The organism is Telluria sp. LT2P80 (assembly GCF_059685955.1).
The window spans coordinates 109,515-123,707 of the sequence record NZ_JCASIO010000002.1 but is presented as its reverse complement, the minus strand read 5'-3'; the positions used below and the strand labels follow the sequence as shown (position 1 = coordinate 123,707).

The following is a 14,193-nucleotide window of genomic DNA, read 5'->3' as shown; positions in this document are numbered from 1 at the left end:
TGCATGTCAGGTCGGTGCCAGCATGTAACCGGCGCCACGCACGGTCTTGATCAGCGATTTGGCGCGGCCCAGCGCCTTGCGCAGGCGCAGCACGTGGACGTCGACGGTGCGCTGGTCGAGCGACTGGTGCGCGTCCCAGAGCTGTTCAAGTAATTGTGAGCGCGAGAAGACCTGGCCCGGATGGCACAGCAAAAAACGCAGCAGGCGATATTCGGCGTGGCGTACTTCGACGCGGCTGTTGCCGACCTTGACGCTGCAGCTGAGCGGATCGAGCACCAGGCGGCCCGAGCGCAGCACGCGCGATTCGGGCGACAGTTCGCGCGCCTCGCCGATCGGCGCCTGCGGGATGAATTCGGGATGCGCGACCGGCGCCGGCAACGCCAGCGGACGCTCGCCTTCGGCACATTCGGCTGCCAGCAGGATCACAGGTTGTTCGCGCAGGCGCCGGTCGCCGCGCAGGCGGGCCAGCAGGCGCATGCCGCCTTCGTTGCGCAGCATCGATTCCTGCAGCAGGAGTTCGGGCCGTTCGCGCCCGATGAAGTCCCAGGCTTGCGCCAGGCTCGGCACGTTGTGCCAGACCCACTCGTCCTCGTGCAGTGAAAATTTGAGCAGTTCGGCGATGGCCGGCTTGTCGTCAATCACCAGGACGATCGTGTTCGCCATTGTCATGGGATACCCAGTCTGTGAGATGCCGAGGTTGGATGTGCTGATAAAAAAATCCGGCAGTCGCGCTGCCGGATCGTTACTTCACCTGCCTGATTACATGATCGCTTTGCCTGAAGCGTCTTTCAGGTTGGCTTTCCAGGCATCCTGCACTTGCTTGACGACGCTTGCTGGCATCGGGACGTAGTCCAGTTCAGCCGCTGCTGGTGCACCGTTCTTGAAGGCCCAGTCGAAGAACTTGACGACTTCCTTGCCCTTTTCGGCGTCAGCCTGTGCCTTGTGCATCAGGATGTACGACACGCCGGTGATCGGCCAGCTCTGCTTGCCGGCGCCGTCGGTCAGGACCACGCCGAAGCCTGGGGTCTTGTTCCACTCGGCGTTCGCGGCAGCTGCCTTGAACACGTCGTCGCTTGGCTGCAGGTCGACGCCTTCTTTATTGCGCAGCTGGGTATGCGACAGCTTGTTCTTTTTCGCGTAAGCCCACTCGACGTAGCCGATCGAACCCTTGATACGCTGCACGTTGGCGGCGACGCCTTCGTTGCCCTTGCCGCCCACGCCCACGGCCCACTTCACGGTGGTGCCCGAGCCGATGCTCTCTTTCCAGGCCGGGCTGGTTTTCGCCAGGAAGTCGGTCCACAGGAACGAGGTGCCCGAGCTGTCGGCGCGGTGCACGACGGTGATGTCGGTATCCGGCAGCTTGACGCCCGGGTTCAGCGCGGCGATCGGTGCAGCATTCCACTTGGTGATCTTGCCCATGTAGATGTCGGCCAGGACCGGACCGGTCATCTTCAGCTGGCCTGGGGTCACGCCCTCGACGTTGACCACGGCAACCACGCCGCCCATGATGGCCGGGAACTGCATCAGGCCTTCCTTGTCCAGCTCATCTGCCTTGAGTGGCATGTCCGACGCGCCGAAGTCGACGGTCTTGGCCTTGATCTGCTTGATACCGGCGCCCGAACCCACCGACTGGTAGTTCAGGCCATTGCCGGTCGCTGCCTTGTAACCCTCGGCCCACTTGGCGTAGATCGGGTACGGGAAGGTAGCGCCTGCACCGGTCATGTCGGCGGCAAACGAGGTCGTCATCACGAGTGCGGCAGCGGCGCCGGCGAGGATCTTTTTGAACATTGTTATTCCTTAGTTGAGGGATATGTTTTGCACTACGGGACAAAGAATAGCCTGCGAATATGACCTGTTTATGACTTCACAATCGCCGCGTTCATGACGCCCGGGCGCATCATGCCGCGCCGCTGCGCTTGCGCTTTTGCTATCATAGGTTTTCCCTGCCAAACACTGGATGACACCATGCGCCCCTCGATCTTCCGTCCGGCCCGCGTCTTCTGCACCGCTGCCGTCTGCCTCGGCGCTGGCCTGTTGTCCGGCTGCGCCGCGCCCGAGCGCCTGCCGGACGCGCAATACAATCTCAGCGAGAGCCAGAGCCTGCTGCTGGCGCCCGAGCAGCGCCTGAGCCTGACCTACGAAGGCGCCGACGACACCCGTTGCCCGGACAATGCCCGCTGCATCGTGGCCGGGCATGTCGCTTACCGCTTCACGCTGCGCATCCAGAACGTGGCGCAGGCGTTCTGGCTGGTGCCGGGCAAACCGGGCTTCACATCGCCGGCGCTGCGCGGCGCGCGCGTCGAGCTCGACCGGTCGTTCGAGCCGCCGGCGCGCGGCATGATCGAGGCGAGGCCGGCGTCGTATCCGGTGGTGCTCAATATGTACGGTACATAATCGTGCCGGCCCGCTCGCCGGTCACCGCCGCACTGGCCTGCGGCCTGGTCCTGTCGATCGTCATGGCGCCCGCCACCGGCGCGCCCGTTGCGACGGGTCACGGCGGCGCCGTTGCCACCATCAGCGCGCAGGCATCACAAGCGGCGTTGACCATCCTGAACAACGGCGGCAATGCAGTCGATGCGGCCGTCGCCGCAGCCGCCACGCTGGGCGTGACCGATCCGTTCAGCTGCGGCATTGGCGGCGGCGGCTTCATGGTCATCTACCTGGCCAGGGACAAACGGGTGATCACGATTGACCATCGCGAGACGGCGCCAGCCAAGGCCGGCCCCACGCTGTTCGAGCGCGATGGCAAGCCGGTCGACTTCGAGACGGCGGTGGCCAGCGGTGCGGCAGTGGGCGTGCCGGGCACGGTGCGCGGCTGGCACGAGGCGCTCGAACGCTATGGCAGCATGCGCTTCGCGCAGGTGCTGGCGCCGGCCATCGCGGTGGCCGACACGGGCTTCCGGGTCAACGCCACGTTCAATGGCCTGGTCGACCAGAACCTGGCCAAGTTTCGCCAGTTCACGCCGACCAGCGCGCTGTACCTGCACGACGGCAAGGCCATCCCCACCGGCACACTGCTGCGCAATCCCGATATGGCGCGGGCCTACCGCGCCATCGCCTCGGGCGGCGTCAAGGCATTCTATGAAGGCCCGATGGCGCGCGCGATCGTCGACACCGTCAACCGCCCGCCGATGACCAAGGGTGTGCAGGTCCGCGCCGGTACGATGACGCTGGCCGACCTGGCCAACTACGAAGCCCGCATCCGCCCTGCCCTGCGCAGCACCTACCGGGGCTACGAGCTGTATGGCATGCCGCTGCCCAGCAGTGGCGGCGCGACGGTCGCGCATGCCCTCAACATCCTCGAAGGCTACGACCTGAAAGCCCTGCCGCGCGCGCAGGCCGAGCACCTGTATATCGAAGCGAGCCGCTTCGCGTTCGCCGACCGCAACGCGTATCTGGCCGATCCCGAATACATCGATGCGCCGCTGGCGGGCTTCCTGTCGAAGGACTTCGCCGCCACGCGCCGCGCACTGATCTCGCTGCAACAGGCTGCGCCAGGCACGGTGGCGGCCGGCAATCCGTATGCATTCCAGAACGATCCCAGCGTTCCGCTGCTGCCACCGGTGCGTGCCAGCATCCGCCCTCCGCCGGAAAGCCTGCACACGACACATCTGACGGTGTCAGACAAAGAAGGCAACGTGGTTGCGTACACGTTCACGATCGAATCGTGGGGCGGCAGCGGCATCGTCGTTCCAGGCTATGGCTTCCTGCTCAATAACGAGATGACCGACTTCGACTTCGCCGGCCCGCACCCCAACGTGCCCGAAGCCGGCAAGCGCCCTCGTTCGAGCATGGCACCAACGATTGCGCTAAAAAATGGCAAGCCAGCGTTTTCAGTAGGCAGCCCGGGCGGCGCGACGATCATCACGACCGTCCTTCAAACGATCGTCAACTACGTCGACTTCGGCATGCCGATGCACCAGGCGGTGGATGCCCCGCGCATCAGCCAGCGCAACGCGCCCGATACATCGGTCGAGCCAGGCTTTGGAGGCAGCGCGCAGGCCACGGCGCTGGCGCGCTTCGGCCAGCGCTGGGAATCACCCCCAGAAGAAATCGGCGCCGCCAACGCGCTGGTATTCAATGCCGATGGCACCGTGACCGCAGTCAGCGAAAGCAAGCGCCATGGCGCAGGCACAGCGCTGGTGCAGCAGCGCGGGCACTAAGGCAAAAGCCGGGGTCAGGTCTGACATTCGGACACGATCACATCAGCAAAAGCCGGGGTCAGGTCTGACATTTGGACACGATCACAGCAGTAACCATGGTGCGGAAGACAGCCGTGACATGCGGCGCGAGGGAAGTGGCGGACTAATGTAGAGGCCGTGTCCGAATGTCAGACCTGACCCCGGCTGTGCTGGCTGTGCGAATGTAGAGGCCGTGTCCGAATGTCAGACCTGACCCCGGCTGTGACCCCGGCTGTTGTTCGGCGCCGGCTGTGGTGAAGGCCATCATCCGTGCCGTGCCACCATGTCCCGCACCCGCTGCGCCATGGTGTCGATTGAAAACGGTTTGGTCAGTATCGCCATGTCGGGACCCAGTTGCCCGTTGTCGAGCAAGGCGGTTTCGGCGTAGCCGGTGATGAACAGCACTTTCAGTTCGGGCCGCGCCACGCGCGCGGCATCGGCCATCTGCCGCCCGTTCATCATGCCGGGCAAGCCGACATCGGTGATCAAGAGATCGATGCGCGCGGCCGATTGCAGCACCTTCAAGCCGCTGGCGCCATCTTCGGCGTCCAGCACGTGATACCCCAAGTCGTCGAGCAGATCGACTACCAGCATGCGCACGCTCGGCTCGTCGTCGACCACCAGGATCGTCTCGCCACGACCGTCCGGCGACGCCAGCGCCACGGGTGGCGCGGCATCGACGCCCTCGGCCTGGCCACGGTGGCGCGGCAGGTAGATGCCTACCGTGGTGCCCCGCCCTACCGCCGAATCGATGTGCACCTGGCCGCCGGACTGCTTGGCGAAGCCGTAGATCATCGACAGGCCCAGCCCCGTGCCCTGCCCGATCGGCTTGGTCGTGAAGAACGGGTCGAACGCCTTGGCCACCACGTCCGGCGCCATGCCGGTGCCGGCGTCGAACACCGACAGCGTCAGGTAGTCGCCAGGTGGCAGTTCGAGCGCGCGGGCGGCAACGGGGTCGATCTGGCGATTCGCTGTTTCGATGGTGATGGTGCCGCCGGCCGGCATGGCGTCGCGCGCGTTGATGCACAGGTTCAGCAACGCATTTTCTAGCTGCGACTGGTCCACCAGCGCCGCCCACAGCGCGCGCTCGGCGCGCGGCTCCACCTGCACGCCGGGGCCGACCGTGCGCCGGATCATGTCGAGCATGCCATCGATCATGGCGTTGACGCAGATGGCCGTGGGCGCGAGCGTCTGGCGGCGCGAGAATGCCAGCAGGCGATGGGTCAGCGCTGCGGCGCGCCGGGTCGCGCCCTGCGCCACGCCGAGGTAGCGGTCGACATCGCCCACGCGGTCTTGCGCGATGCGGATCTTGACCAGGTCCAGGCTGCCCGCGATGCCCGCCAGAAGATTGTTGAAGTCATGCGCCAGGCCGCCGGTGAGCTGGCCGACCGCTTCCATTTTCTGCGAGTGGCGCAACTGCTCCTGAGCGCGCTCGAGCTCGGCCTGGCGCTCGCGTTCGACCGTGATGTCGCGGCCGGTCGCATACGTCACGCTGCCCGCCGGCGCTGCGACCCACGAAATCCAGCGTATCGAGCCATCCTTGTGGCGATAGCGGTTGACCAGGCGCGGCTGCCCGCCTTCGGCCGCGGCGATGTTGGCATCGACTGTCGGGGCGTGGTCCTCGGCCACGACGAATTCGGTGGCGTGATGGCCCACGAGCTCGTCGGGCGTGTAACCGAGCAAATGGGTCCACGCCGGATTGACGCGCCGGAACACGCCATTGGCATCAATGGTAAGCAACAGGTCGGGCGACGTGTCCCACATGCGGTCGCGCTCGGCCTGGGCTTCTTTTTCAAGGGTCACGTCACGCGCCGAGCAATACACCTTGCCGTCGTCCGGGACCGCCACCCACGATAGCCAGCGCCAGCCGCCGGCCTTGTGGCGGTGGCGGTTTTCGAATCGCAGCGCCGGAATGTTGCGCTCGAGTGCATCACGCCACACGGCATGGGTCAGCGCCCGGTCGTCCGGATGGACGAACTCCATGAAGTACGTGCTGGCGATTTCCTCCTCGGTCCAGCCCAGCGTGGTTTGCCAGGCAGGGTTCGACGTCTCGACAACGCCGTCGGCATTGAGCACGCCCAGGATATCGGGGCTGACCTGCCAGGTGCGGCCACGCGCCAGCGCCTGCGCAATGACTTTCTGCTCGAGCTGCTCGTTGAGGGCGCGCAGCTTCAGGATTGCCTGGTCGCGTTCGGCCTCGACCGCGCGCCGGCCCTCGACGTCGATCAGCACGCCCGGGAACAGCAGCCCGGTGCCGTCCGGTGCCAGGTCGACCCGGCCGTTGGCCTCGATCCAGTAGTAGCGCCCGTCGGTGCGCTTGACGCGGTACTGGTGGGCGTAGTGGCCGCCGCGTGCGATGACCGTGTTGATCGCCTGCGCCAGGCCGGCCTGGTCGTCGGGGTGGACCGTGGCAACGATCTGGGCCAGGCTCAGGCCGACGCGCCCGAGCGCCGGGTCGAGGCCGAAGGCGCGCGCGAAAGCTTCGTCGACCGTGAACCGGTCGGTCGGCAAATCCCAGAACCAGGTACCGATGATGGCGCCGGCGGACAGCGCCAGCTGCACCCGCTCGGCATCGATGCGCGAATTGCTTTCGTGCTCGCGCAGCACGGCCTCATCGGCCACCTGGCGGCGCCGCGTGAGAATGGTGTCGGTGGTTTCGATGCAGGTGCATAACAGGCCGAGAATCTCGCCATCGTCGCCGCGTACCGGGCCGTACGAAAACGTGAACCAGGTGTGCTCGGCATAGCCATTGCGCTGCATGACGAGCGGCAGGTCGTGCATCTTGTACGACTCGCCACCCACAAGCGTGCGGTCGACCAGCGGCGCGAGCACGTCCCAGATTTCGGGCCAGGCGGCCTGGAAGCTGCCGCCCAGTGCGCGCGGGTGCTTGTCGCACAGGATCTCGGCGTAGGAATCGTTGTACAGAAGGGTTTGCCCGGCGCCCCAGACCAGAAAACTGGGGAACGCCGAACCGAGCACGATGCTCACGCCAGTGCGCAGCGTTGCCGGCCAGCCGGCGATTGGCCCCAGCGGGGTGGCGGCCCAGTCATGCTCGCGAATCGCGGCGCCGAGCGCCCCGCCGTCGATGGGAAAGGCGTTTGGATCACGCATGGGATCGACAGGCTGCGGGGCCGGCTGTCAGCGGGAATGGGGTGCGCACGCTCATGATCCCGGCATTATGGCATGGGCCGTGCGCCCGCTTGCGCTAGGCTGCGATGGCGATGCGCTGCTGCGCCTTGCTCCCGAGCGCGCGCCCGTGCGGTTGCCCGGCTGGCTGCGCGTCGACCTTGAACACGCTCACCATCTGCTGCAGCGCCTGGGCCTGCTCTTGCAGCGCACCGGTGGCGGCCGCTGCTTCTTCGACCAGGGCCGCGTTCTGCTGGGTCGCCTGGTCCATCAGGCTGACTGCTTCATTGATCTGGCCGATGCCCGACGTCTGCTCTTCGCCGGCAGCCAGAATCTCGGCCATGATGTCCGAGACCCGCTTCACGCTCGCGACGATCTCGTTCATCGTGGTGCCGGTGCTGTCGACCAGGACCGTACCCGCCTCGACATTGGTCACCGACGTGCCGATCAGTTCCTTGATTTCTTTCGCTGCCGCCGCCGAACGCTGCGCCAGATTGCGCACTTCGCTGGCCACGACCGCAAAGCCGCGGCCCTGCTCACCGGCGCGCGCTGCTTCGACGGCCGCGTTGAGCGCCAGGATATTGGTCTGGAATGCAATGCCGTCAATGACGGAAATGATGTCGACAATGCGCTTCGAAGACGCGTTAATGGCGCTCATGGTCTCGACCACGTCCCCTACCAGCTTGCCGCCACGGATCGCCACTTCGGACGCCGAGCGCGCCACATTATTGGCCTGGCGGACGTTGTCGGCATTGTGCTGCACGGTACTGGTCAGTTCTTCGAGCGAGGATGCGGTTTCTTCCAGGCTGCTGGCCTGCTGCTCGGTGCGGCCTGACAGGTTCATATTGCCTGCTGCGATTTCAGCGCTGGCGGTGGCGATCGACATGCTGCTGTCACGCACGCTGCGCACGGTGCCGGACAACTGCTCCTGCATCGTCGCCAGGCCTCTGAGCAGCGCGCCCATTTCATCCTGGCGATCGATGACGACCGTCGTCGACAAATCCCCGTGGGCCATCGCATCAAAGTGGCTGATCGCCTGTTCGAGCGGGCGCATGATTGCGCGCAGCAGCAGCACCGAAGACACGACCGCCAGCACGAGGCCGAAGACCACGCTCAGGCCCGCCGCCCACATCAACGTGGTAAACAGCGCCAGGCTGGCCTCGAAGCCATGACGGGCGGTGGTCAACTGGTAGTCATCCAGCGCCACCGACGCCTTGTCGAAGACACCGTACAGCGCCGTCATCTCTTTCATCGACAGCGCTTCAATGCGCTCGCTATTACCCTGCTCGAGGGCGGTGGCCAGTGCCAGCATGCCGTCGTTGATGTAGCGTGTGCGTTCGGTTTCCAGCGTCTTGGCCAGTTCCGCCTCTTCACCATTGCGCGGCATGCTCAGATAGGTTTGCCACGATTTGTTGGCGTCGTCAATGAAGCCTTTGGCGCGCGCGATCGTCTTGGCGACGTCGGGCGCATCCGGATGGAACACGCCTCGGTCCAGGCCGAAGCGGGCGCGGTTCAGGAAATTCTTGGAATTGTTGATCGCGATGCTCGAAGCGAGCTGATTGCTGTACACCTGTTCGAGCGCAGCATGATTCGAACGCATGCCGTAGATGCCAAGCACACCAATAGCAGCAATGAGAAGGCCGAGGACCGCCAAGGTGGCGATCAGTCGAAAGCGCAATGTTAATTTGGAAAGCATAGAGACCCTGGGTAAGTTTTCTTGCGCGGAGTAAATTCCGGAACAGAAAGACGATATCCCGGAAGTGACTACTTCTCGTCAAAAAATAGAGTCTGGCGTTCAATATACCAATGAGCAGTTGTCACTTGGCAACAAAGGGTGGTCTGCTGATCAATCTTGTTGGCAAGCTTGGCGAGAAGGCCACGCCGAATCGCTGCATGCCCGATTGTCAGTCGAGGCGACCGACCGGAAATGCCATTGGTGCGCCACACATCCGCCCCCAACGCCGCTGTACGAGCATGGCGGTCAGGACAAGCGCAATGGGCGTTGCGATGGACCAGACTGGCCAGCCCAGCCACCTGGCGCCGAATACGGCCACGATCGGGCTGATAAAACTGAGCCCCAACGCTGCCAGTCCGTAGAACACCATCCCCCAGCGCGGCGCACGCGCATGATCGCGCAGCATGAGTGCCAGTGCCGGCAAGGTAACGCAGCACAGGCACGCCTGCCACACCAGTTCGATCCCGCCCGCGCCGCTGGCAAGGGCCAGCAACAGCGAAACCGCCGAGCACCAGGCCCAGATCGCCAGACCCTGACGCAGCATGGCCCGGGCCAGCAGCGCGTTGAAGCGGGCCGGATCGATGGGCGACACCGGCGCCAGCCGTACCAGTGCCTGCTCACCGCGGGTGCGCGCCAGCAAAAATGGCACGGCAGCAGCAGGAAACAGAAAGCACAGCATGGCGCCGCCGATCATCAGCATCGTGGGCACAGTCTCGTGAGCGATTGGCGTGCCGCGCAAATGCCAGGTGATGGCAGCGAAGGCGAATGCCACACCCAGGGTTGTCGACGCCATCAGGTAGAACAGGTTCGGGCCAAGTGCACGCAGCACCAGCGCACCCGGCGTACGCAGCCCTGTCCCATGTTGCTCAAGGAAACGGCGCACCGAGTACCGGCGCGTGCCTTCCCACAAGGCGCTGCTGCCACTGCCGCCTGACAAGAGGGCCAAATGCTCGCGCATGGCCCAATGGCGCTCGCCGCCACGAGGAAACAGGGCCCACACCACCCGGGCGGCGAGCAGGATCATGGCCGCTACCAGCAGTGGCACGACGCCGGGTTGCAAGGCAGCGTCGTGCAGCCATCCCTGCCATTCGTCGCTCAGGAATGAAAAGAAGAATGGCAGCACCAGGACCACACCAGCGCCGATACCGGCAACCAGCATCACCGCGCCCAGTGTGCCGGCCATGGCAAATGGCAGCAGCAGGTACGGCGCCTCCGGGATCAACTGCAGCCCTGCGGCCAGCAGGCCGACTGCGGCCAACCAGACCAGCAGCACCAGTTCGACCAGACGAGCACGCATGGCCGGCACCAGCTGGGCATTGACGGGCGTGTTCACGCCGAGCGCGCCTGGAACAAAGGCAAAGGTCCAGTCAAACAGCAGCAGACCCGCCGGGGTGCACAAGGCCCAGCCGAGCCCGGCCAATACGCCATACACCGTCCCCATGAGCGCCGCCACGGCCACGGTCAGGATGACGATGGCTGACCATAAAACCGTTTGCGCACGGGGATGGATGTGCGCATGCGCGGCTTGCCACAGCATGCGGTACTGTCGCAGACGCGCGCTCACCGCGTGACCTCGATGAACAGGTCTTCCAGACCGAGCGGCTCGACGCGCACGCCTGGCGTGTCGGCCAGCGGCGCCCCACCCTGCACGATGACGCAGACGGACCCGTCGCCCGCCTGGCTGCGGCGCAGCTCGCCCGGCAAGGCAGCGCCCAGCATGCTGGCCGGGCCGATCACACGGCGTGCGCCATCGAGCAGGGTGTCGAGTTCGCCCTGCAGCGCGATGCGACCATTCTTGAGAAACGCCACATCGGGCGCCACCCGCTCGAGATCGGTCAGGATATGGGTCGAGAACACCACCGTGGTGCCCTGCTCGATCACGCCATCGACCAGTTCGGACAAGAAGCTGCGCCGGCCCGCCGGGTCGAGCGCCGATGCGGGCTCGTCGAGCACCAGCAGGTCGGGATCATGCGCCAGTGCGCGGATGATCGACAGGCGCTGCTGCTCGCCGCCCGAGAGCCTGCGGATCGGCTTGTTGCGCATGAGGCCATCGAAGCCCCAGCGTTCGAGCAGCGACGCGACTTTCGCGTCGTTCCAGCGCGGGTACATGGCCTTGAAGTAATCCAGCATCTGCAGCGCCGTCATCCACTCGAACAGATCCGATTTCTGCGGCACGTAGCCGATGCGGGCGCGCGTCGCGTCCGTCAACGCATGCAGCGGTTCGCCGAACAGCAGGACGCTGCCGCCATCGGTCTCGCGCAGGCCCAGCAGGCATTCCATCAACGTCGACTTGCCGGCGCCATTGCGCCCGAGCAGGCCGACCACCTGGCCGGGCCGCACTTCCCAGTCGAGGTTATCGAGAATGGCCTTGCTGCCGAAATGCTTGGCCACGCCGCACATCTGGATCGGGGATGGTGTCACGGTGATTCCTTGAGGATGAGTGTGAAAAGAGCGAGCACGGTGGCCGGATCGAGTTCGAGTTCGCGCGCTTCACGCGCGGCGCGTTCCAGCGTGGGCCGCAGCAGCGCGGCGCGATCGGCGGCAGCGACAGCAGCGCCAGCGCCGGCACCGGCTGCGCGATCGGCCACGACCATGCCGACACCGCGCCGGCGATCGAGCACGCCTTCGAGTTCGAGCAGGCCATACGCCTTGGAGACCGTCATCGGATTGACCGTCAACTGCTGGGCCACGTCACGCACCGAGGGCAACGCCGCGCCGGGCGCCAGCTGGCCACCGGCAACCAGGCGCCGCACCTGATCGACCAGTTGCCGGTAGATCGGATCGGAAGAGCCGGGGATGATCGAAAACAGTGAAGTGGTCATTGCGTATTAGTGTATTAGTTGGTTAATACAGTAGACGCGTTCATGGACCTTGTCAATGCGGTGCTTCGAGATTTTTGCAATCGTGACATTGTTTGATAATTCGGCGTGACTGGGCTGCTAAGCTTCTTCGGTTGTCACACGAATGTCACCGGATGCGTTTTGCACTCACTTGTTTTGCTGTCTGCCTGACGGCCGTGGCCAGGGCCGAACCACCGGTTACCGCCGCGCCCCAGCAAGTCGTCGTCAACGGCGTCCAGGGCGACGTCGAGGCAAGTCGTGATTTTGTTGCCGGCAAGGTCATCATCGGCAAGGCGCGCATCGCCGGGAGCGGCCTGCAGAATGTCGGCGAGCTGCTCAACCGCGAGCCATCGGTCAGCGTCGGCAAGGATGGACGCATCGGTTTGCTCGGCCTGCCCGGCTACACGCAGGTGCTGGTGGACGGCATGCCGCCCCAGGGCGACACGTTCACGCTCGACCTGGTGCATGTCGAGCGCATCGAGATCATCAAATCGAGTACCGCCGCGACCGGCCCGATCGGCATCGCCGGCACGATCAATATCATCCGCCGCAAGGCGCAGAAGACCCCTCTGGCGCAGGTCAATGCCGGCCTGTCAACAACGGCCGGGCTTCCTGGCGCCGATGTGGCCTGGTCGACTGGCGGCCCAATCGAGGGCAAGCCGCTCGTGTACAGCGTGCGCCTGTCGGCCGTACACAAGCCGGTGTCCAGCCGGATGGACTACATCGCGACCCGCGAGAACGCCTTTGCCGCCCCGGTTCTGGCCTACACCGGACAGGCGCGCAACCGCAATGCCGCGAACATCGTCAGTGCCTCCGGGGAGTTCACCTGGAACGTCGACAACGCGCACGCGCTGACATTCAGTCCGGCGGCCAGTTATTTCGGGGGGCCGCGACGCAGCCGGCAACAGCGCTTCTGGCGCGACGGCAGCACCCTGCTCACGCGCCAGGATGGCGACAGTGCGATGACGTCGCTCGAGATTCCCTTGCGCTGGGACTGGCGCATCGATCCCGAGAGCAGCCTGAACGTGAAGCTGAACGTGAACCGCGCCCACATCGACAGCGATGCGCTGCGCATCGATACCAGCAATGCGGCGCTCATGGACGAGCTGGTATCGCGCCCGAGGTCAGTCACGACAAATACCTTCCTGCACGTGGACTACGCGACCGAGTTCGAGAACGGCCATGCGATCACGGCTGGCGCCAAGTTCGCGCACAACCGGGCCAACAATACCTACAGCGACTTCTTCAACGGCATGCCCGACTACAGCCTGGCGGTCCTGGGCCGGAGCGACACGGCCCGCCTGACGAGCGGCGAGCTGTTCCTGCAGGATGAATGGCGCATCAATCGCAGCTGGGCCGTGAACATCGGCAGCTCGGTCGAGCGGCGCGCCTATCGTCTGCGCGAAGGCACGGCCAGCAGCAGCCCCGGCTTCACGATGTGGGCGCCGTCACTGCACGTGTCGCGCAAGCTCGGCGCTGACCGCAAGCGCCAGCTCCGGCTTTCGGTTGCGCGCAGCTTTCGCGCGCCATTTTTCGATGAACTGCTGTGGCGCCCCGTGATCAACACGTTTGCACCGTGTCGCGGCCAGATGCTGTGCGGCGCCAACACGCTCGATACCGCCGACACTGCCGGCAATCCCGGCCTGCAGCCCGAGCGGGCGCTGGGTGTGAACCTGTCGTACAGCCATGGCATCGGCAAGGACAGCGAGATCACCCTCGAGGCCTACTCTCGCAACATCAGCAACAAGACCGGCTACGAGATCGCGCTGGCCGATGTGCCGTGGGCAAGCACACCACGCTATATCGGCCGCCAGGCCAATCTGGGCAGCGCCCGGATCCGGGGCCTGGACCTGGAGGCACGCGTGTCGGGCAAGGATATCGGCAGCCATCTGACGCGCCTGGACCTGCATGGCAGCGTGGGCCTGGCCGACTCCACGCTGAGCGACCTGCCCGGCCCCGACAACCGTCTGTCCGGCCAATCGCCATGGCGCGCCAAGGTGGGCGGCAGCTATACGCTCCAGACAGTGCCGGTCAAGCTGGGCATCGACGCCAGTTATCTGCCGGGCGACTGGGTACGCGACAGCGTGAACCAGCGCGTGTATGAATCGGGCAAGCGGGTGCTGGGCATGAACGCGAGCTGGACGGTCAGCAAGCAGACCAGGCTGGTGCTCAATCTCGACAATCTCGTGCCACGCACACGGTCACGCATCGACGCGTATCTGGGCGCGGCCGAGATCGTGCGGCGCACGACCGATACGTCCAACCATGCGCGCGTGGCGATTCGGCTGGAAACCAAACTATGAGTAACAGG

At 65.2% G+C, this 14,193-nt stretch carries 10 protein-coding genes; 3 read left to right on the top strand and 7 right to left on the bottom strand.

What is annotated here, in order from left to right:
* Positions 1 to 6 precede the first annotated feature (6 nt).
* Positions 7 to 669: a winged helix-turn-helix transcriptional regulator gene (locus AC56LW_RS06930; protein ID WP_332533041.1), complete on the bottom strand. Its 663-nt coding sequence runs from the start codon at positions 667 to 669 to the stop codon at positions 7 to 9.
* A 90-nt stretch (positions 670 to 759) separates the two neighbouring features.
* Positions 760 to 1,788, bottom strand: coding sequence for a phosphate ABC transporter substrate-binding protein PstS (gene pstS / locus AC56LW_RS06925; RefSeq protein WP_499500982.1), 1,029 nt, complete (start codon positions 1,786 to 1,788; stop codon positions 760 to 762).
* Between the two features lie 177 nt (positions 1,789 to 1,965).
* Between pstS and AC56LW_RS06920 the strand changes: the two genes are divergently transcribed.
* Together AC56LW_RS06920 and ggt are read left to right on the top strand one after the other, a co-directional pair.
* Positions 1,966 to 2,394: a hypothetical protein gene (locus AC56LW_RS06920; protein ID WP_499633090.1), complete on the top strand. Its 429-nt coding sequence runs from the start codon at positions 1,966 to 1,968 to the stop codon at positions 2,392 to 2,394.
* A gap of 2 nt (positions 2,395 to 2,396) precedes the next feature.
* Positions 2,397 to 4,163: a gamma-glutamyltransferase gene (gene ggt, locus AC56LW_RS06915; protein ID WP_499633088.1), complete on the top strand. Its 1,767-nt coding sequence runs from the start codon at positions 2,397 to 2,399 to the stop codon at positions 4,161 to 4,163.
* Between the two features lie 282 nt (positions 4,164 to 4,445).
* Here the strand turns inward: ggt and AC56LW_RS06910 are convergent, their stop codons facing one another.
* The 5 genes from AC56LW_RS06910 to AC56LW_RS06890 all read right to left on the bottom strand — a co-directional run bounded on the left by AC56LW_RS06910 (position 4,446) and on the right by AC56LW_RS06890 (position 11,864).
* Complete coding sequence (locus tag AC56LW_RS06910; protein ID WP_499633086.1) at positions 4,446 to 7,292, bottom strand: PAS domain-containing protein; 2,847 nt, start codon at positions 7,290 to 7,292, stop codon at positions 4,446 to 4,448.
* 94 nt (positions 7,293 to 7,386) lie between these two features.
* A complete protein-coding gene (locus tag AC56LW_RS06905; protein WP_332533037.1) occupies positions 7,387 to 9,003 on the bottom strand; it encodes a methyl-accepting chemotaxis protein in 1,617 nt (538 codons plus the stop codon).
* Positions 9,004 to 9,211: 208 nt separating this feature from the next.
* Complete coding sequence (locus AC56LW_RS06900; protein WP_499633084.1) at positions 9,212 to 10,606, bottom strand: hypothetical protein; 1,395 nt, start codon at positions 10,604 to 10,606, stop codon at positions 9,212 to 9,214.
* On the bottom strand, positions 10,603 to 11,463 hold the full coding sequence (locus AC56LW_RS06895) for an ABC transporter ATP-binding protein (RefSeq protein ID WP_499633082.1): 861 nt from the start codon (positions 11,461 to 11,463) through the stop codon (positions 10,603 to 10,605). The genes AC56LW_RS06900 and AC56LW_RS06895 overlap by 4 nt, the downstream gene beginning before the upstream one ends.
* Entirely contained in the window at positions 11,460 to 11,864 is a 405-nt protein-coding gene (locus AC56LW_RS06890; RefSeq protein WP_332533034.1) for a GntR family transcriptional regulator, read from the bottom strand. The genes AC56LW_RS06895 and AC56LW_RS06890 overlap by 4 nt, the downstream gene beginning before the upstream one ends.
* Positions 11,865 to 12,016: 152 nt before the next feature.
* Here AC56LW_RS06890 and AC56LW_RS06885 point away from each other — a divergent pair, with 152 nt between their 5' ends.
* Positions 12,017 to 14,185 carry a TonB-dependent receptor plug domain-containing protein gene (locus tag AC56LW_RS06885; RefSeq protein ID WP_499633080.1) on the top strand — a complete coding sequence of 723 codons (2,169 nt, stop codon included), beginning with the start codon at positions 12,017 to 12,019 and terminating at the stop codon, positions 14,183 to 14,185.
* Positions 14,186 to 14,193 lie beyond the last annotated feature (8 nt).

Bases quoted from the DNA above. Each gene is read 5' to 3' on its own strand.
- AC56LW_RS06920 (WP_499633090.1), top strand. From the start codon at position 1,966: ATGCGCCCCTCGATCTTCCGTCCGGCCCGCGTCTTCTGCACCGCTGCC.
- AC56LW_RS06890 (WP_332533034.1), bottom strand. From the start codon at position 11,864: ATGACCACTTCACTGTTTTCGATCATCCCCGGCTCTTCCGATCCGATC.
- pstS (WP_499500982.1), bottom strand. From the start codon at position 1,788: ATGTTCAAAAAGATCCTCGCCGGCGCCGCTGCCGCACTCGTGATGACG.
- AC56LW_RS06885 (WP_499633080.1), top strand. From the start codon at position 12,017: ATGCGTTTTGCACTCACTTGTTTTGCTGTCTGCCTGACGGCCGTGGCC.
- AC56LW_RS06930 (WP_332533041.1), bottom strand. From the start codon at position 669: ATGACAATGGCGAACACGATCGTCCTGGTGATTGACGACAAGCCGGCC.
- AC56LW_RS06905 (WP_332533037.1), bottom strand. From the start codon at position 9,003: ATGCTTTCCAAATTAACATTGCGCTTTCGACTGATCGCCACCTTGGCG.
- AC56LW_RS06910 (WP_499633086.1), bottom strand. From the start codon at position 7,292: ATGCGTGATCCAAACGCCTTTCCCATCGACGGCGGGGCGCTCGGCGCC.